Source organism: Sphingobacterium puteale (assembly GCF_003627955.1).
GTDB classification, from domain to species: Bacteria; Bacteroidota; Bacteroidia; order Sphingobacteriales; family Sphingobacteriaceae; genus Sphingobacterium; species Sphingobacterium puteale.
Genome location: NZ_RBWS01000009.1, coordinates 284,130 through 303,600, shown reverse-complemented (window position 1 = coordinate 303,600; position 19,471 = coordinate 284,130). Strand labels below are relative to the sequence as shown.

The 19,471-nt window shown below is 36.8% G+C and carries 22 protein-coding genes and 1 pseudogene; 11 read left to right on the top strand and 12 right to left on the bottom strand.

The features are described 5' to 3' along the window. Positions 1-283: transposase (locus D7322_RS13985; RefSeq protein WP_147430422.1), on the bottom strand; the 283-nt coding region annotated here is incomplete at its 3' end. Positions 284-504: 221 nt separating this feature from the next. Next, entirely contained in the window at positions 505-1,179 is a 675-nt protein-coding gene (locus D7322_RS13980; RefSeq protein ID WP_147430420.1) for a hypothetical protein, read from the bottom strand. A gap of 100 nt (positions 1,180-1,279) precedes the next feature. Here D7322_RS13980 and D7322_RS29350 point away from each other — a divergent pair. After that, a pseudogene (locus D7322_RS29350) lies at positions 1,280-1,495 on the top strand (ATP-binding protein); the annotation flags it as partial. A 38-nt stretch (positions 1,496-1,533) separates the two neighbouring features. Here D7322_RS29350 and D7322_RS13970 read toward each other — a convergent pair. The 5 genes from D7322_RS13970 to D7322_RS13950 all read right to left on the bottom strand — a co-directional run bounded on the left by D7322_RS13970 (position 1,534) and on the right by D7322_RS13950 (position 5,098). Beyond that, positions 1,534-2,067, bottom strand: a complete 534-nt coding sequence (locus D7322_RS13970; RefSeq protein ID WP_147430418.1) for a hypothetical protein — start codon at positions 2,065-2,067, stop codon at positions 1,534-1,536. A 91-nt stretch (positions 2,068-2,158) separates the two neighbouring features. After that, a complete protein-coding gene (locus tag D7322_RS13965) occupies positions 2,159-2,527 on the bottom strand; it encodes an SMI1/KNR4 family protein (protein WP_121124859.1) in 369 nt (122 codons plus the stop codon). A gap of 188 nt (positions 2,528-2,715) precedes the next feature. Then, a complete protein-coding gene (locus tag D7322_RS13960) occupies positions 2,716-3,063 on the bottom strand; it encodes a hypothetical protein (protein ID WP_121124857.1) in 348 nt (115 codons plus the stop codon). 390 nt (positions 3,064-3,453) lie between these two features. After that, on the bottom strand, positions 3,454-4,002 hold the full coding sequence (locus tag D7322_RS13955) for an RNA 2'-phosphotransferase (protein WP_121124855.1): 549 nt from the start codon (positions 4,000-4,002) through the stop codon (positions 3,454-3,456). A 10-nt stretch (positions 4,003-4,012) separates the two neighbouring features. Beyond that, positions 4,013-5,098 carry a hypothetical protein gene (locus D7322_RS13950; protein ID WP_121124853.1) on the bottom strand — a complete coding sequence of 362 codons (1,086 nt, stop codon included), beginning with the start codon at positions 5,096-5,098 and terminating at the stop codon, positions 4,013-4,015. A gap of 314 nt (positions 5,099-5,412) precedes the next feature. On the opposite strand from D7322_RS13950, the gene D7322_RS13945 reads away from it, so the two are divergent. The 3 genes from D7322_RS13945 to D7322_RS13930 all read left to right on the top strand — a co-directional run bounded on the left by D7322_RS13945 (position 5,413) and on the right by D7322_RS13930 (position 7,316). Then, a complete protein-coding gene (locus D7322_RS13945) occupies positions 5,413-5,859 on the top strand; it encodes an AAA family ATPase (RefSeq protein ID WP_121124851.1) in 447 nt (148 codons plus the stop codon). Continuing rightward, complete coding sequence (locus tag D7322_RS13940; RefSeq protein ID WP_121124849.1) at positions 5,849-6,616, top strand: tRNA(His) guanylyltransferase Thg1 family protein; 768 nt, start codon at positions 5,849-5,851, stop codon at positions 6,614-6,616. Before D7322_RS13945 ends, D7322_RS13940 begins: the two co-directional genes overlap by 11 nt. A gap of 355 nt (positions 6,617-6,971) precedes the next feature. After that, positions 6,972-7,316 (top strand): hypothetical protein, encoded by a 345-nt coding sequence (locus D7322_RS13930; RefSeq protein WP_121124846.1) that lies wholly within the window; start codon positions 6,972-6,974, stop codon positions 7,314-7,316. Between the two features lie 329 nt (positions 7,317-7,645). Here the strand turns inward: D7322_RS13930 and D7322_RS13925 are convergent, their stop codons facing one another. Continuing rightward, the gene (locus D7322_RS13925) at positions 7,646-8,113 is read right to left on the bottom strand and encodes an HAD domain-containing protein (protein ID WP_121124844.1); all 468 of its coding nucleotides are present in this window, start codon (positions 8,111-8,113) and stop codon (positions 7,646-7,648) included. A gap of 125 nt (positions 8,114-8,238) precedes the next feature. Between D7322_RS13925 and D7322_RS13920 the strand changes: the two genes are divergently transcribed. The 6 genes from D7322_RS13920 to D7322_RS13895 are packed head-to-tail and all read left to right on the top strand — an operon-like array spanning position 8,239 to position 13,542. Next, positions 8,239-8,826: a hypothetical protein gene (locus D7322_RS13920; protein ID WP_121124842.1), complete on the top strand. Its 588-nt coding sequence runs from the start codon at positions 8,239-8,241 to the stop codon at positions 8,824-8,826. Continuing rightward, entirely contained in the window at positions 8,813-9,301 is a 489-nt protein-coding gene (locus tag D7322_RS13915) for a hypothetical protein (RefSeq protein WP_147430416.1), read from the top strand. The genes D7322_RS13920 and D7322_RS13915 overlap by 14 nt, the downstream gene beginning before the upstream one ends. 6 nt (positions 9,302-9,307) lie before the next feature. Then, the gene (locus tag D7322_RS13910; protein ID WP_121124838.1) at positions 9,308-9,718 is read left to right on the top strand and encodes a hypothetical protein; all 411 of its coding nucleotides are present in this window, start codon (positions 9,308-9,310) and stop codon (positions 9,716-9,718) included. A gap of 4 nt (positions 9,719-9,722) precedes the next feature. Then, positions 9,723-10,361 carry a hypothetical protein gene (locus D7322_RS13905; RefSeq protein ID WP_121124836.1) on the top strand — a complete coding sequence of 213 codons (639 nt, stop codon included), beginning with the start codon at positions 9,723-9,725 and terminating at the stop codon, positions 10,359-10,361. 47 nt (positions 10,362-10,408) lie between these two features. Then, on the top strand, positions 10,409-10,939 hold the full coding sequence (locus tag D7322_RS13900; protein WP_121124834.1) for a hypothetical protein: 531 nt from the start codon (positions 10,409-10,411) through the stop codon (positions 10,937-10,939). A gap of 44 nt (positions 10,940-10,983) precedes the next feature. After that, positions 10,984-13,542: an AAA domain-containing protein gene (locus D7322_RS13895; RefSeq protein ID WP_121124832.1), complete on the top strand. Its 2,559-nt coding sequence runs from the start codon at positions 10,984-10,986 to the stop codon at positions 13,540-13,542. Between the two features lie 243 nt (positions 13,543-13,785). On the opposite strand, the gene D7322_RS13890 is transcribed toward D7322_RS13895, so the two are convergent. After that, the gene (locus D7322_RS13890) at positions 13,786-14,157 is read right to left on the bottom strand and encodes a response regulator (protein WP_121124830.1); all 372 of its coding nucleotides are present in this window, start codon (positions 14,155-14,157) and stop codon (positions 13,786-13,788) included. A 154-nt stretch (positions 14,158-14,311) separates the two neighbouring features. Further along, entirely contained in the window at positions 14,312-14,896 is a 585-nt protein-coding gene (locus D7322_RS13885; RefSeq protein WP_220700076.1) for a YciE/YciF ferroxidase family protein, read from the bottom strand. A 383-nt stretch (positions 14,897-15,279) separates the two neighbouring features. On the opposite strand from D7322_RS13885, the gene D7322_RS13880 reads away from it, so the two are divergent. Beyond that, a complete protein-coding gene (locus D7322_RS13880) occupies positions 15,280-16,458 on the top strand; it encodes a GAF domain-containing sensor histidine kinase (protein WP_121124828.1) in 1,179 nt (392 codons plus the stop codon). Positions 16,459-16,780: 322 nt separating this feature from the next. On the opposite strand, the gene D7322_RS29100 is transcribed toward D7322_RS13880, so the two are convergent. Then, positions 16,781-16,903: a hypothetical protein gene (locus tag D7322_RS29100; RefSeq protein WP_257090543.1), complete on the bottom strand. Its 123-nt coding sequence runs from the start codon at positions 16,901-16,903 to the stop codon at positions 16,781-16,783. 277 nt (positions 16,904-17,180) lie between these two features. Then, positions 17,181-19,403 (bottom strand): glycosyltransferase, encoded by a 2,223-nt coding sequence (locus tag D7322_RS13875; RefSeq protein ID WP_121124827.1) that lies wholly within the window; start codon positions 19,401-19,403, stop codon positions 17,181-17,183. Between the last annotated feature and the right edge of the window lie 68 nt (positions 19,404-19,471).

Here is a 19,471-nt window from a genome sequence, read left to right as displayed (position 1 = left end):
AAAAGATGCCTATGGCCTTTTTTAGTATTTCTAGTTCCAGTTCTGAGTCTTTAAGTTTTTTTTCCAAGAAACTAATCCGCTCTTGTTCTGGCGTTTGCTTCATATTTCCATTCCCAGGGAAACTTCCTGATCCAAACTCTTCTGACTCTTTACGCCACTTATATAATTGGGCAGCAGAGATTCCCAACTCACGAGCTAGCTCAGAAAGATTTTTCCTGTTTTTACTTAATTCAACTGCTCGCTCTTTAAAAATGCGATCGTACTTTTTACGGACTTTAATCATTATTTCAAAATTAAGATATTTTATTGTTCTTAACTTGATCTGCCGACTAAGTTAGCAACTCCAATCCTCAAAGGAGAGGAACGAATTTATTATTTAGGTATTTATTGCGAGAACCTCCTATAAACTATTTGAAATACGTATTACCCCTTGGCTATTCGCTATAATTAATAATCCCCTTCTAGGACAATTTTAGCATTTAAAATTGTCCATGTTATCTGCATTTATTTTAGCGGATTTTTAGAAATTTCATTATTAAACTTTACAAGCTCATCTAATTTCTGAATAATTTCATTCATTACTGAACTAGAAAATAAGACATTCTTACCATATACTTCATTTCTTATTTCAAAATTACCATTGAAAGAGGAAATTATTGGTGTATAGAAATTATGATTTTTGACACCAATAATATTACTGAACCATAAAAAATCGTGACTAAAGAAAGGATATAGTTTCCAGAAATGCGTTTTAATTTCTTTGATTAACTCAAAACTAAATTCGATTTCCTTGTTTTCAATTCTCTCTATTAGGTTAAACCATCTCTTTTCCAGGATCTGTTTTTCAGTGAGTACTAACAAATCATAATAAAATGAATCAATTTCTACTTTATCTTGAATTGATAAGATGGAACTACTTTCTTTTAGCCAAAAATCAATAATTTCGGCAATTTCGTTTAATTTATTTGTTGTTAGAGTTGCAGTTACTAATTCTTTATCTTCAATTTGGAGAAAATATTCATTTGAAGTCAAAGAAGTTGAAACATGCGCAAATCTATCTTTATTCTCTGCAAACGCATAAAATTCAGTATTTATTTTTACATTATTATACGAATTAATAAGCTTTACGCTTGAATTTATTTTGTCCAATTCGGATTGAAGGCATAGCGTTAAATTCACGGCTTTTTTAAAATAATTGCAGATAACTCTCAAATATACGCAATTCACCAAATTAGAAAATAGATTTTAGGGAAAATGCCAAAAGATATTATACCAGGATCTGATGGAAATTATTGAAGATAGACATGCAAGGTCATCGACCATTATAGCCAGTCAGTTTCCGGTGGCAAGCTGATATGATGTGATTGGAGAGGATACAATTGCGGACACTGTATTGGACCGGATTGTACATACTTCTCACCGAATAGAACTTAAGGGAGAAAGTCTAAGAAAAAAAGGTATTATTGTCAGGCTATTGGTAAAAATCCCTAGATAACCAAAATCTGAGGGGTCAATATCACCGGAATATGCACATTATAGGTTTACGCTCTCGAAATCATTGGGAATAAAATTACTCAATTCAATGGTTTTATTATATTCACTTTGCTGAAAATGTTGAATTCTCATAAGCTTTTTTAGGTCTCTGTATCTAATTAGTTTACCCAAAACCTCGCTATAAAACACAGCGATATCAATTCTTAATTTTTCCATCTCAACGGTGTAGACCTCATTCTCTGCTAAAAGTATATTTTCAAAATCTGTTAGAAGCTTACAACTATACAATAACTCGTCATATTTTAATTTAGGGTTTTTAAAAACAAGTGATCTCAATCTTTCAGTTATTGTTTTGCTTTTAAGAATTATATTTTTTTTTGATAAATCTGCTTCACAAAGATTATGAATTTTACGTATATATTCCACTACTTGAAAAGGAGCAATAATATTTTCAAAATAGGAACGGAGCCTACTAAGAGATCCCCATCTACTTCTATCAAGGGAAAGATCCATTAAACGAAGATAGCCGTATAAAAATAATAATTGTTTATATTTAATTTTAATACTTTCCATAGATATTGTACTTCGGCTTGTATACAGATTAGTTATCCCTCGCTCCATTTTCATAATGATAATGCTCTAAACTTTAAGTTGTTTCCAAACATTAGGTAAGCCCCTCAACAAATTCTGAAAAGGTTTTATTTTTAAAAACAGCTTCTTCATTTGACATTCCAATAAATGGTATTTCATAAATATCACTTGTGCTTTTCTTAACTGCATAAGCTGTACCACCACCATTGGAACCAAAAATAAAAAAATCAGGTGCATATTCGTCAACGTTATAATCTCTATTAAGTTGGATCATATCGGTTAAAGCCCATAAAACTATATAATTCTCATCTGAACTAATATCTGCACCATTTGAATCCTTAAAAAATTCAATAAATCCCGCTGGAAGCTTAAAATCGATCTGTTTCAAAAAATTTTCAACTTCTTGCTTTATTGGAGCTATGTTTCTATCAATCGTTGCCATAGTTTTATTGTTTAGTATATCTCATTAAATCATTCCAAAATTAGTGTATTGCGAATGCTTCAGCATATTCTGATATGTTTACCATTTCTATCAATTCTTATTAAAAACCGGCTTAGTTCCTTTCAGATCTAATGGAGCACCTCAATGTATGAAAGCTGGCTCGGCTGATCTATGTTACGATTTTTTCATCATAACTGTTTTAAATCCTTTAAAGTAAAATTTTGAAAAGTACAATCCCATTCATCGGAACCGTAAACGAACAGTTCTAAACTATGCAGTTTAAAATCTGCTATATTTCCAACAAATCCAATACCTGGATCAATTCCTTCGGTTATTATGATTTTGTCGACTGACAAAATATCCTCTGAAATTGGGAGGATATCTTCTTCGTCATAATACTTGAAAAATATATACTGCCCTACGCCGGTACATTCCCTTTCTACAACATATAATTTTTCTATATGGCTAGTTAAAGCCTGATATTTGTGTGCGAAAACAGAAAGCAATTCTGATTCTAAAACTGTCAACTTATTCATAGCTATACTAAACTTCATAGATTCTCTAAATAACACGGCTTATTATTCAATTGCCCTAGGAGATTTATAATCTTAATACTAGGCAGAAACATCTGACTCCCTTTCTTGGGATTTGGTCGATATCTACACTAAGCCCTATAATAGCATCAACTTGAATTGCCTGTGCACGTTGCTTGAGCAATTCGCTCAGGATATGTTGCACTTCAGATTGTGCATAGGTCACTCCAGGAGGTAAGCATATATTAATCCTTTCAATCGGCCAAGGTTAATACCCAAGTCTAATCTACATTATTTATGCTTAACGAATAAATTTGGAGATTTGATTATACGACAATTTTGTAAGTAGTGCATCATTCCTATGTATTTTTCCAATTATGCAGGATTTATTTTTTATTCATCATTTTGTTTCAAGTATTTTATCGGCACATCCTCTGTCAGCCAAACACCATTGTCTGAAATGAAAAACCGAAAATTGTCATTATACATTTGTTCTGCAAGCACTTTGAAAACAAATGGTTTTCCGTGTCTTTGGCCAACTTTCATTGCTGTTTCAATGTCGCTACTTAAATGAACATGTTGTCTATTTCGTTTTTCAAGTCCTGTGTTTAAAATGGATTGGACGGATTTTTCACTTGTTCCGTGGTATAAAATTTCTGGTGGTTTTTGATTTGTGTAGCCTAACTCAATTTCTACTGAATGTCCTTGGCTAGCTCTTATCCTATCAAGTGTATCATTAAATGCAAATCTCTTTTTAGAATTTGTTGCTACAATGTGACTAAGCGTTTCTCTGTCTAACTTTATTCCGTAGTTGTTTACTTTTTCAATTAAGTTATTTACATCGGTCCAACCGTTTTGGTCAAGTTGAATACCGATTGTTTCAGGTTGGTGTCGTAATACCAAACTTAAAAACTTGCTTATATTTATTTCGCTCTTATTCATAATTCTAATATTAGGAGCCGAAAAGTTTCTGCCACCACGTCCGCGCCGCTTTTGGCAAGCTGCCGTTATGGGCAGTAATTTTTTCCTCTTTCATTATATCTGTCACGTCCTGAATTAAACCGTCCACCATTGGTGAAAAATTTCTGTACTTTTTACATTGAACTTTTATAATATGATATGAATTCTTAGCTATCTCATCTGATGAGCTGTTTGTTCTAATAATTATTCTGCAAAGTTGTTCAATACAATCTCTTATAATATTGTGGTTATCTGTTCCTTTTATTACGCTCTCAAGGATTTCAAGAGCTTTATTATTTTCACCAGTCTCAACATATAACTCTGCCAATTGTCGATTGTAAATGTCGGTTAGAAAATCTTTATCATTTTTTTTGAGTGTCAATTTATAAGCTTCAATCTCTGAAACCTTGTCGTCTGCATATTTGGCGTAGGTCCTATATAAACCTAGTTCTTCATCAGTCCAAGCTCTTTCTTGATTGATCCATTCAGGTAGTTTCGTCAGAAATAGTTCTCTTTCATTTGCCGAATAGAGAAAATACAGTTCGTCCTGAATTGGTGATTTGTAACATCTGAAATAGGACTTCTTCATTTCTTTCCAATCGTCAATGTCTACCTGCGAATAGATACAACTTTCTTCCGCTTCTCCAATATACTTTAACAGTTCTGTTTTCTTTGGGTTGTCCGCTGTTTTTAAATATTGGTAGGTTTCTTTAATCCCTGCCGAAACCAAATATTCTCCGTCAAATCCAATTCCGCTGTCAAAATCAATATTTTTAGCTTCAAGAAACAACCATACGATTTCGGGAGAATTGAAAAGTGTCAGAATGAAGGCACAGAAATATAAATTATCAATGTCACCGTCTTTTCCATATTTTCGCCATTCCTTTTCTTCTGCGAAAAGATACTTTACAATTTCATAGTCCGTCTGTTTAAGATCATTGTAAATTGCAATATTTAGTCTTAATCGGTCAAAATGTTTTGAATCTATGGCGTCTTTGTCAAAGCGATAATTGTCCAAGAGTTTTGGGTTCTGTCGGACTAAGTCGAGTTCAGTTTTATATTTTTCTAATACAGTCACGCTGCCTTGATATTATTGTGCATCAATCTCAAATATACGCAATCCAGCAAATTAGAAACAAAATACCTGTCAATGTATCAAAAATAAAAACGTCAATTTCTTCTAACGGCTTCATCTGGAGTTTCAAATTCATGTGTTATCAAGGTACAAAAAGGTATGATAATTATCATTACTGGGTTATATATTTTGTCTATTTAAATCCTCTTTTGTAAATTCATCAACTTGTTAGCCACATTCATTAGAAATTTAAAAGATGACCACTAAAAACGGCTATTACTTATGTTTCATAATGGAAGAAATTTATTTTTTATTTGATGGAATTGATTATTTATTGTGGAATCCAAGCGAGCGGAAAAAGTTCTTTTTACAAAGAAAATCATTTTAATAGCCATGTTCGGATTTCGATGGATCTCCTGAATACGCGTAATAAGGAAGAGCGGTTTATAAAAACTTGTCTTGAAACACAACAGGCCTTTGTCATAGATAATACAAATCCGACGAAAGCAGATCGAGCAAAGTATATTCAACTCGCTAAAACACATAAATACAAAATAATAGGATACTACTTTAGCTCTAGCCTTCAGTCCTCGCTGGAAAGAAATAGTACGAGAATAAATAAAGAAAGAATTCCCGATATCGGCATTCGCGGTACGCATAAGAAGTTACAGATACCTGCTCTTGACGAAGGCTTTGACAAATTATATTATGTTTCCTTAGATGCAGGCATATTTACTATTAAAGACTGGCAAAATGAAATTTGATGATCTAGATAAAAAATTACGTATCTATGAGACATATCAGGACAGACAGGTCCTACCTGAAATGTATATGGTCGCGCGAATAGATGGTCGGAACTTCACGAAGCTGACAAAGGAAAAACATGATTTCCAAGCACCTTTCGACGAGCGGTTTAGGGATATGATGGTAGAAACCGTAAAGTACCTCATGTGCTGTGGGTTTAATATTATTTATGGATTTACGGAAAGCGATGAAATCTCTCTACTATTTCATTTACGTGAGAATACATTCGGACGAAAAACCAGAAAATTGATTTCTATCATGGCAGGTGAAGCAAGTGCGAAATTCTCATCTATGCTAGGTGATGTTGCTGCATTCGATTGTCGGATATCTGAATTGCCAAATGCGCTACTCGTCGAGGATTATTTCAGATGGCGGAATGAAGATGCTCACCGTAATGCGTTAAATGCACATTGTTACTGGAATCTAAGGCAAAACGGTCATAATAAAAACGAGGCCACCAAACGAATTGAAGGCCTTAGCGTTTCAATGAAGAACGAACTGCTGCATACCTATGGTGTAAATTTCAATGATCTCCCGAACTGGCAAAAAAGAGGAATCGGAATATATTGGGAAAATGTGAAATCAACAGGTGTTAATCCTTTGTCGAATGAAACTGTTGAAGTTAGCCGGAGACAATTGACCACCGATATGGAGCTGCCTATGGGGGATGCTTATAATCGTTATATTGCCGACTTGATCCAAAAGAATGAAGCCTAATGAACCAGAATATGTAGGCAATATTTGAACATGTTTCAAAAAACTATATAATATCCACTATGTTTCCTATAGATCGCGAGTTTAAAATTGTCTATGCATTATACATACTGCTGTTCTGCTATATTATCTATCGGATTTTAATAGGCGGTAAAGGCGAAAAAGTTCGACTGATATTCATTGTGTCCATTAGCCTTATACTTAATACTTTTCTATACATAGACCCCGCTAATTTTCAGGGTGGAGCATCATTAAGTGTGCTATTTTACTCATTAATTATTTGGTTGTTAACCGCCCTAGTAACAGTTGTCAATTGTATTTTTTCAAATTGGAAGAAGAAAACTTAGCCATTATAATTATGGAAAAAGAAAAACAAGATTACATCATAAACTATTATCTTCATTTGATGTCCCCAAAAGAAAAGCTTGCTTATAAACATGCGCATTCACTTTTAAAGATCGATCAAAATGAGGATATTGATAAAATAAAGAGAGTTTACTTTAAAGCCGGATGGCTAACCGAAGACGAAAACGCACTAAGTTTAGTGAATAATGGTCTAGAGAAATTTAATGAAGATACTGCAGCGCGTATCATGCGTGATCATGCTGCTGAAATATTTTTTAATTACTGTCCCAATTGTGGGAAGCTAGCCAGAACTCCAACAGCAAAACAATGTCGTTTTTGTTATTACGACTGGCATTGAATTGAATAACTTAATCTACAATGAAAATCCACATCGTTAGCGACCTGCATAAAGAATTTGTATACAATGATTTCAATCATGAATATTATAAAGGAGCCTATCCGAAAACACTATATAAAATCAAAGATGCAGCAAGTACTCAAATATCCATGTGTTGAAAAATGAATCTTTGGAGATCGACCACGTTTGTTTCCATGGCTGTACACTCTGGACTGATTTTTCCTTAAAGGGCAATCCTGCTGCATATAGGGCACTATGCCAAAGCCGGATGAATGATTACAATTTTATCCGATTGACTTTATAATCAATATGCCACTATTAATGGGAAATTACCTATTGAGTATGGTCTTCAATTTGGGAAGATCCATTTCATTCAATCCGATATAAGAAGATGTCAATACTAACCTTGATTTGAATGCTTGTGGTAATTCATTTAATGATTTATCATCATCTATAATGATCATTTGCTCTGGAAGGATATTTTGACGCGCAATCTGACTTAATACCTGATCTTTCCGTGTAAAGCGATGATTTAAGTGTTGGTTTACATCATCCAACAACGTAAGCGAACCTATTCTAATATCTCTATCAAAAAACATTTTTTTCCATTTTGCTATTGTATATCTAAAACGGTGCGAGCTAGAAAGGATAATTTGATCTTCCTCTGCAATGAATATAGTATTGAATGTTTCAACAGCTGTACTACTGAATATATAAAAGCCATCGGTTGCCTGCTCTACCGACCTATGTGGATTGGCGTGTACCATGACACCGTCTATATCTAAAAAGAAAATCATACTACACGAATCTAATAATTAATTTGGCACTTCCTCTCCACCGGTTTGCGATTTAATAATAAAAAATATTAACCTTAGATGGATAGTCCAGTCTAATTTTGTAAATTCAACGCATAAGCCATAGCATGAAACAGATCATTCAACAATTTCATCTTTCTGTCCTCACTATTCTCGTTATTGGATGCAAAGATCCATCGCGCACAAAGACAATGGATTTTGGTCTATTTACGATTGAAGTTCCTTATAAATGGCAGCAGGTCAAACAAGATGGAATCGACAGTTATGTCGGTGCAATTGCTGTAGACAACACGGATACACTTTACTTCGATCTGGGCATGTATTCAAATACGTTGACAGAGCATAACATAGAAGTCATTACGAGACAGATGATGGAGGAAAGCGCAACAGACTCTTCGGACTATATTATTGTAAAAGATATGCCGATACTGGATTTGGATCTCGATGCCGATCTGTACAGAAAACAAAATGTATCCTGGGATACTATCGATAATAGAAGAGCGAAAATCGTATTTCCGAGAATATCCGGAAAAGGAATGACCGGAGTGTATATCGGCAGTCTATGGGGAAACTCTTCAAAAGTCCGATTTAATCTCTGTGGAGCAGATCTAAAAACGCAAACAGAAGAGGATCTTCTCAAAGCGATAAAGACATTGAGATTCCACAAACGTAATATAGATAATGAAGAGAATTAACGCTCCCCTATTTGTACATCTCAGTTTTATGGCTTTGACTTTTTATGCAGTATTAACAGCTGGTGATTGGCTGACGTATTTTACGGGGAGTTTAAATTTTAACCTGATTATTTTTGGATTTCAAGTTGCAGGACTTATTTATGCAGGATACCTACAGGCGCAAAAAAATAGAAAGATATTCTCCATATTCTGGCCAGCATTGATTGGATTGATCATACTTATATCGTGTGTACTCATCACGGGAAATTATCAGTTTAATACCAATATAAATATCACGATTTTATGGCTGATTCCTGAGGCTTATTACATAGCATATGATGTTTTAATAGCTTATCTCATCAAGGAAATTCCGCTCCCATTGAATATAAATTGGCAATTCCAAGCCAAATGCATTTATACTATTCTCTCTGCCATATTTCCCTTGATCGGATACACTGTATTTAAATTGAAAAGAGTACGCTCAACACTTAAATAGGAATCTATGGAAGATAATTGGAGTAAATATGGATTTTCAAGTACTATGGGGCCAAAATTAAGGGAACTAGTACAAATCCAGCTTGCTGATGAATTAAATAGTTTATTGGCTATGAGCTTTAAATATGATTTTGACTGGTCAGAATCCTGTATAGAAGGCCATGATGGAATGTTTCTGGATGGTAGCCTGGAAAATTATTCGGGTATTATATTGATCGACAAACAAGCATCAATTAAAGCCGATGGCTGGATGGACTTTATTCAGGAAGGAGACTTCTTCCTGGCTTATTGGGATCAAATAACTGTTTGGCAAAATGATAGGGAACTATTCTCAAAAGATTTCGGGATCTCTAGTTTTGCCTTGGCATTAGTTCCTGAGGAATTACGCTGGCATCTGAAAGAAGTCAAAAAATACTAAAAAAATGGATAATCTGAACAAAAAAGTTTGGTACGCATGTTACGGCTCCAACCTGCTGCAAGAAAGGTTTCTTTGCTATATAAAGGGAGGTCAGCCCGCTGGCGCAAACACATCCTACGATGGATGTGATGATAAAACGCTCCCGATCAACAGTGAACAAATGTATATCCCCGCTGAACTTTACTTTGCGAAGGTCTCGAAAAATTGGAACGGAGGCATTGCCTTTATCAGAACTACATTTACTCCTACTGCGTCTACTTATGGACGAATATATTTGATAACAAAAGGCCAATTGATAGATATTGCTAGACAGGAGACGAATACAAGTACCAGCTTAGAAATTGAATTTGGAAAGGTAATTAAAAATGGCTCTTATATCTTTAAACAGCCATCCTGGTATGGTAACATATTATACCTGGGTGAGCATAACGGCTTCCCTATTTTTACGATAACAAATGAACAAGATTCACAATCCTCGACTAAACCTAGCATTGCCTATTTAAAAACAATTATTGATGGACTTCGGGAATCACATGGGCTGGACAATCTTGCTATCTTTGATTATCTAAAAACCAAACACGGTATTATAGAAAATTATTCTGAAGAGGCACTCAAATCTATTATCAGTGAAAATGAGGACTAATTTATTTAAATTAGTGGCTAAATATTTAGAAAACTCTATTAAGCAAAATGAAATCAACGGAAGTATATCGAGTAATCAATAGAATTATCTTTCCCGAATTAAAAAGTGCAGGGTTTAAAAAGACTAAAAGTGGCATGCTGGGATTTTACAAACAATTAAAAGATCACTATTTAGTTATTTGGTTCCAATGTGCCCAAGGTGGTTTTGATGCTTATGCTGGTTCTAAATTTGTCTTTGAAGTACAGATTAGCAAGTCCAATGACATCGGTTCTCAGTCAGTTTTTAGGGAAAGAATCCCATTCTTTTTAACAATGGACGATCTAGCCAGAGTAGCCGAGCTCGAAAATAAAATTAAAGACAAACTTCGTTTGCCACCTAGTAACCATTATATTTTTGGCATGGATGAAAATATACAGCTTTGGTACAAGAAAAAATTTGAGAAAGTTGATAACATCTACAAAAATTCTAGTGATATCTGGTTTGTATATTTTAACGAAACAGATATCAACAATTGGATTGAATTCTTACAACCTGTCATAAGAAAGGTCATATTTGATTTTGAAAAATCAGATTACTAAATGAAAAGTTTTTAATATCCTATCTAAAAGAATAGTTTTCCAACATGTATAATGCCAACAGTTCATTTCAGCAGAAAGAAGCCATCTACATCGATGGAAAGGACAAGACCAACGATATCCAGTCCTATTCTTTTGTGGGCGAGAAATGTATTGTGGCATTTAAAAGCAGTAATAAAAAATACACCTACAACAAGGATAAAGTTCAGGTCATCAAATCCGCTTTGCAGAGCAAAAAAGCGGCTACCACTTTCAACTATTTAAAAGCGATTGCAGATGCTGTAGGGCTCAAGTCAGAAGATGGAAAAAACATTCTTGAAGATAGCTATAATAGAATATCATTTATCCCTGAACATGCCATCCTATCTAATTATCTGAATGAAATACAACCCAAAAATTGTGATCTCCTCGCTCCCGTTGAAATCTTTCCCTTTGGATTCAACCTCAGTCAAAAAGAAGGTGTAAATAATGCCTTTGTCAACCCGCTGAGTATTATCGAGGGGCCTCCTGGGACCGGTAAAACGCAGACAATCCTCAATATAATCGCCAACGCTGTTATGCATGGTCAAAGTGTAGCTGTGGTGTCAAGCAATAACTCGGCAACGAAAAATGTGTATGAAAAATTGCATAGGAATGGTCTCTCCTTTATCGCTGCTTTGCTGGGAAGCAACCAGAATAAAAGGGAATTTATAGAATCGCAATCGGACATTCCTGACCTATCCAGGTTTCAGTTAACGGAGAAGCAACTGACTCAGTTACAACAGCAGAATAACGCGCTCCTGCTACAACTCACCGAAGAACTAGCACAGAAGAACGAGCTGGCCACGCTGAAACTCCTTATTGAAAACATAAGAACGGAACAGCAGCATTTTCTGAATACTGTGAAATCAATAGCAGAATTTAAACTGAATAGTAACCTCTCATCAGATCGGCTACTGGCACTCTGGAATTCCGTCACCGATCAGGAACATACTGGCAAACAGTTTAACTGGTGGAAGAAACTAATCTATCGTTTCAGGTACCGTATCAAAGATAAGGGCTTTTATACCCTATCGCATTGGGACATGATCAGGATCGCTCAATCGGCTTATTACCGAACCAAGATTGCGGAACTGGCATCTCGTATCGGGTCATTGGAAAAGGCTTTACATAACTTCTCCTTCGATGCAAAGATGCGCGAGTATACGGAAATCGCGATGCGGCTTTTTAAAAATGTACTTTACAACAGGTATCAACACAAGGATCGTCCGATATATCAGGAGGCTGATCTGCGTGGTAAGTCCGTCAGTTTCATCGAAGACTATCCTGTCATCATGAGTACCACCTATTCGCTGCGAAGGTGCCTGGTTGAACATACGGTCTATGACTATGTGATCATTGATGAGTCTTCGCAGGTGGATCTGGCAACGGGTGCATTGGCCCTATCATGCGCAAAACGTGCCGTTATTGTCGGTGATCTCAAACAGCTGCCGAATGTAGTGGATGCGACAATGGCCCAAAAGACAGATGCGATCTTTCATGCATTCAAGCTGTCTGAACCTTATCATTATGCGAAAAACAGTTTACTTGCATCCATCACACAGTTATTCCCTGATGTCCATAAAACACTGCTGAAAGAACATTACCGTTGCCATCCAAAGATCATTGAATTCTGTAACCGTAAATTCTACAATGATCAGCTCATTATCCTATCTGAGCCAACATCAGAGCGCGAACCGCTACTGGTCTATCGTACAGTGGCGGGTAACCATGCTCGGGCACGGATGAATCAGCGGCAGATCGATGTTATCCTACAGGAGATCATCCCACAACAGCAGCTTGCTTCGGTTGACCTGGGTATTGTGACGCCTTATCGTAATCAGACAAATGCCTTGCAGGGTACATTTGCGGGTACGGAGATTATAGCTGACACGGTTGATAAATTTCAGGGTAGAGAAAATGATGTGATTATCCTCTCAACGGTCGACAATGAAATCTCCGAATTTACAGATAACTCCAACCGACTAAATGTGGCAATTTCACGGGCCAAAGATCAGCTGATCTTATTGGTGCATGGCAATGACTCCGAAAACGAAAGTAATATCACCGACCTGATCCGTTATATCGAATACAACAACTTCACGATCATACAGAGTAAGCTGCACTCTATATTTGATTATCTGTATAAAGGCTATGAGGAAAAGCGTCGCAGGATCTTGTTGCAGAAGCGTATCAAATCGGTATTTGACAGTGAAAACCTGATGTATACGCTGGTGCGTTCTGTATTATCTGATGACAGGTTTTCAAAATACGATGTGCTCCTCCATTTTCCAGTACGAAGCCTGATTGACGACTACTCACTCTTGACGCCTGCTGAAGCAAAATATGCAGGCCATCACATGACGCACCTGGACTTTTTGATCTATAATAAACTTGGCAAGAACGCGGTCCTGGCGATCGAAGTGGATGGTTATGCTTATCACGCCGTCGAAGGAAAACAATCGGAACGCGACGCGATGAAAGATGCCATTCTGAAAAAATATGGCCTTCCCCTACTCCGCTTTTCGACCACAGGAAGCGGTGAGCGGGAAAGGTTGGTGAGGAAGTTGGAGGAGATTATGAAATAGAAAGGGATTCTTAATATTCATTTGTTCCGAATTGAATGGTCATCAGTTTTCGAAACTTGATAATCAACAGTACCAAAATCTCCAATTATGGGAAGACCATTACCTACGATACTTGCTTAAATCGATGGTTCCCTTTGTCGATTTCCCATTGCAATAGAGTTGTCTTACCTCCACAGAATTAACGAGTTCGCCAGTATATGTAATTGTCCCAAAATTTCGTATAGCTTAAAACCACACACGGTATTACGATTCACTTTCATAAACAAATCTTCGTATATAGTTTTCCAGATCAGTAAGTTCAAAAGGCTTTGGTAAAAAGCCGTCGGCTCCACATTCAATTGAAATGTTCCTTCCGTCGATATGACCTGACATCATAATCACGGGCAGCTTATCATATTTAAATGAACTCCTGAGATCACGCAGTATAAGGTCACCATTCCGTGCACCCATATGTATATCCAAAAAGAGTATATCAGCATGTATATTATCCAACACTTCCATCAGAACCAAACTGTTTACAACGGTTATAACAATCGTGTCCTGATTCTCTAACACCAAGGAAAATACATTTAGTATTTCTTTATCATCATCACACACCACAATTTTCTTTTTCATCTTGATTTTTTCTATTATTATAGATCAGAGATAACTTGTCAAAGATCATCATTTATAAAAAATGGATCTTACAGACGTAAGATCCATCCATTTTTTGTCTTTCTGTCGGAGCTGCACAGAACTTTGCTCTCCTCTCGGGCTCTTTTAATCTCTTTTATTTAGCTTGCGTATTGAGGTTAGTATCCGCCAAAGCAGTTAAATCTGCATCACAATTTTTTTCTTCCGCAAGAGTTTCAAGTAGAAGGTCCAGTGCCTCATTGTATTTCAATACCTTAGCAAAAGCGGCGAGTGTGCCATAAGTGGCAATTTCGTAGTGCTCGACTTTCTGGGCAGCAGCGATAATACCTGCATCTCTAACAGTTCCTTCTTCGGTTTCCTCGATAATGTGTTCGCCCTCTTCGATCAGTCCGGCCATCGCTGCACATCGCTCTGCTTTGGGCTTTAACTCTAAACTCTCAAAACACTGTTCTAAGCGTTTCACATGATTTTCAGTCTCCGAAAGGTGTTTGGAAATTGCCTTTTTTAGCTTATTGGCGGTAGCATTTTTTTCCATTTTGGGCAATGCTTTTGTCAATGCCTTTTCTGCCCAATAAATGTCTTTGAGCCCATCTTCAAAAAGCTCGGCCAAATCTTTTGCGGCATCCGATGCTACGCGTTTTTTTGTATTGTCTGTGGATTGCTTGGTCATCGTTCCATTTTCAGACTTTTCACTTGTGTTACTTTTAGTTGTTGTTGCCATGTTTAGTAAGTTTACTGCTCTAAAGCTTTTTGAAATTGAACATCCTTCGAACAGTTTTGGTTCTACTAACAGAGAGATTGCTTGTACTTCACGTGTATATTCCGACGAAGGCGTATTAAAACATCTTTTTTGCATTGAACTCTAATTCTCCTTAAATAGAAGTATAAAGCATCTGCAATTAGGATTCACCTCCCTATCACCCGCGAAAAGCTTAGAAAAACTGATAAAATTTTGCTTATATTTATACAAAAGATTCGCTAACAAGATTCCGACAGAAAATCCAGCATTATTATCCACACAATTTGTATTTAGCTAATTAGCCGGTACAAAGCCATATATTTTTAGTCTTAAATGTGATTTCGTTTTACCAGATAGCAATAGTTATGAAAGAAAATAATGATTCAATCTCCCATCTGCTTATGCGGATCGAAGATATCCCTGCAGTAAAGAATATATTGAACACAATATGTTTGTATACAGGCATGGATCTAGGGTTGGTGACCTCTCACAATGGCCATCAATGGATAGCCTGTGCTGTACGTGATTCGCTGGGGGTCGGGGTATCTGTTGGCCAGCAGCTGGAATTACATTATACGTTAGGAGATGAAGCACATGGTAAACACGCGCCTATCATTATTCCGGATATCGACTATTGTGAAAATGAAGATTGGAAACGAAAATTGTATGCAAAAGGTTTTAAAAGTTATATCGCATTCCCTATAGTCGACAAGGACGGATTGTTCTTTGGAACGCTCTGTACGATAGATTATAAACCGGTAACTATCGATACTGAGCGGATAGCACCACTATTCGAACTTCTATCTGAACTGATAAGTTTCCATTTGGGTTCAATCGCCAAGATTAAAAATACAGAAGCACTGCTGGGTGAGGAATTGGAATACTCTGAACGCAGGGATACCCTATTATCAGTTTTGGGGCACGATCTGAAAAATCCATTGAGTGCTGTCATTACCTTGTCGCAGTATCTCGCCGACAAACTCGAAAATGCGAAACATAAACAGACGGCCAAGCTTATATACGATTCCTCGCACAGAATGAAAGGTTTAATCGATAACATCCTAGACTTTGCACGTAGTAAGCTAGGTACGGGTATTCATCTGAACAAAAATGTGGTCCAATTAGATCAGGTGATCCTACAGGCTCTGCGTGAGATCCAAACAAGTTCGCTCGAAAGAAAGGTATTTACACATCTTGGTGCAAAACTTACGGTCAAATGTGATCATGAACGTATGGCACAGGTGTTTTCAAATCTTATAGGAAATTCATTTCGCCATGGATCTGCAGAAAATACAATCGTTATAAACTCTTCCATTGAAAGTGGGAAATTTATCTTCCGGATAGAAAATGATGGACATAAAATCGCAGCCCCTATATTCAATAACCTATTTAAACCTTTTGTTGGAAGAAAAAATCAGAAGGAAGGCGGGCTGGGATTGGGACTTTATATCTGCAAACAGATAATAACCGCACACAAAGGCGATATCCATGTTAAATGCTTTGATGAGAAAGTAGTATTTAGCCTTTGGATCCCAATAGAATAAATGCTCTGATCATGATTAATCTATTATTTCGGGGATATTAAAAAAGGCGTTAACGCAACTAATGTACGTAAGGCATAATTAAGTAGAATAGTCAATTTTGGAAGATGGCTACGCTGTCTTCCAAGAGCATAACAGGAAACTGTTATGCTTTTTTGTGGAATACATTCTCTACAATTGTTTAGTATATAGGGACGTTAATCAAATTCAGCTTTGCAAATTAAAAAAGCGAGCAAAAGCCTGGTCTAATAATCCAGACTTTGTACCCGCTTCAAATTAATCTACCTTTGTGCAAGTGCAAAAAATAAGCTACCGTTTCAATCGCCTATTTCTTTTTTTTACGGAAGACATTATCCGTTACGTCTTTAGAGACAACATCTTTTTCCTTTTGATAAGAAGATTGTGCTTTCTCTTTGGTGCTTTTTTCCTTTTTAATGTCTTTACTCATGATGTATGGATTTTATAAAGTGATGGTCTTTTTACTTTCAATAGCTATGATTGATCGGAAGGAATAATATTAAGCTGAATCGTATTTACTCTTTGAAGTACGCAAGCTGCTATTTGTTGAACTGAAAATTTCCGAAAGGTATATCGTGGAGAATTTAAAGATAAAACAAGTGTATTTATCATATTGGATCTACTGAATGGGTTAAGATGAATAGCAGATCGCAGTAATAAATGTACGCATAATAATTGACAATCAGGCATCAAGTTTTTAAAATAAACTAACGCACAGGTTCATTCATGTAATCCTCCATCTTAAGCCGGGCCATTAAATAACTTATAGTAGATTCTGCGCCTTGATTGATGTTGATCGTGTGCTCTTCCAGACCGTCAAAACATCCACCGGTAACAGGATTATAAACAATCTGCCGAATATGATTCCGTCCCAGAAACCATTCAAATACGATTCGTATATTTCTCTTATACTGCTCATCTCTTGTGAACTTATAAAACCTATCTAGCGCAATAATAGTATAGGCAACATCAATGGGCTGCTCCCCACCTTTAGCCTTGGTTGTCGGTTGGCCACGGTGTGCCCACCCTTTGTTGGAAATCACGTGAATCTCATCGTCAACAATAATCTTGCTCAATAAGAAATCAAAGGATTGATAAGCGATGTCGCTATATCTGCTATCTCCAGTAGCCTCATAAGCGATCAATATGGCTTCGGGAATTACACTATTGCCATAGGTCATATATGATTCATACCATTGCCAATCTGCGGTGCTCTCATGTTCAAACATGGCTGCCAACCGATCTGCAAGTACTTGGATTATAGCTTTATAATTTTTGCCCGTCATAAAACTCAGACCTTTAATCGTGAAGGCCATCGATCTTGTCGAAAAATACACTAAAGCATGTTTGGAGGCTCGCTCCATAAGTTCTATTGCAAGCTTAACTATTCTTTCCGGCAAAAGATTGGCCATGCCCACCACTTCGCCCAGGGCCCAAACAGCTCGGCCGTTGGCATCCTCAAGATTCTCTACTTGGTTTTGTGTTGTAAAATTTCCGTATCTGTCTATATAATTTAGAAAAGTGTCATCTTCTTGCATACAATAAGCTATAAAATCTAAATATTTCTGGATCAGACTAAGGTCTTCATAGGATCCATACAATTTATAGTGATGTAACATAGCTACAAGCGCTCTTGCATTGTCATCCAAAGCATAACCGCTTGAAAGGTCCGGCGTGGAAATATCAGCAAATTGAACAAAGCCGCGCTCCTCTGACATCCGAAAGATATGGTCCAGATTGATCGGTGGAATGGAGTAGATCATTTTCCCTTTCTTATCTATAAGAAGCTCAAAAAGATATACATGAGCTATAGCAACGTTTTGCCAGGAAGTCTTGACCATCTTCTCAAGGTTAACATGATGAATCTTGCTTAATTGAAGTTCATCATCCAAAATATGATTGACAGCAGCTGCGAGCTGATCAGAAGCTTGAAAATCTATTATGGTGCCCATATCTTCCTTTAAAACCTCCTTCACATGAGGGATTGGCGTAGAGATGATGGGGCATCCGGAGCTCAGCGCATAAGAAAACGTACCGCTAACGGCCTGTAGCGGATCTTTTGACGTAAAAAGGTACACGTCGGTTATAGATAGATAGGCTAATAAGTCTTCAGTGGAAAGAAATTCGTTAATAAAACGCACATGAGCTGAAATACCGAATTCATCAACTATTGCCTCAAGCTCGTTTCTATACGACTCTCCTTCACTTCGCAGCAGGTTGGGGTGTGTCATTCCTAAAACAAGGAATATCACATTTGGGTTTTGTTCGATAATAGATGGAAGTGCATAAAGTGTGGTTTCTATACTCTTGCTGGGCCCCAGCAAACCAAATGTACTGAGGACTTTCTTGCCCACGAGGCTAAAATACTCAAGAATGGCATGTTTATCCTTAGCTGGGGCTAAATGGGTGCCGTGCGCAATTACAGTTATTTTACTGGTAGGAATTTTGTAATTACGAATAAGGATATCGGCAGATCCCTGGGTCATCACGATGATTTGCGAGCAATGATAAGCAATGGCAGATACATGTTCGAGCATAGTGCGATCAGGTGCTGGTAACACTGTATGGAAAGTGACTACAGTAGCAAGTTGTGCTGCATTGAGATCCGAAAGAAAAGATATGAATTTAGCCTCCTGACCAAGGAAGAGACCAAACTCATGTTCGACACAAATTAATTTAATATCCAGATCACACAGGATATTTTGAAGGATATTATCGAATGAAAGCGGATTTAAAATATCTAGCTTCCCCAATGGGCCATCATCTTGCGATGTATTATTATCTACAATCGGTATGGGAATTAGCCGGTACGACTCTTCAAATTTACTCGCGATAGCATTTATCAGATCTGTTGTATAGGTTGCAATACCGCAGGCGCGTGGAGGAAAAGTGGAAAGGAACGCAACTCCTTTTTTTGTTTTTGAAATCATGTTGGATTTTTTAAGTGAAGTCCTTGCATACGATCTTCTTGTATCTTTGACAAGGTGCTACACGTAGG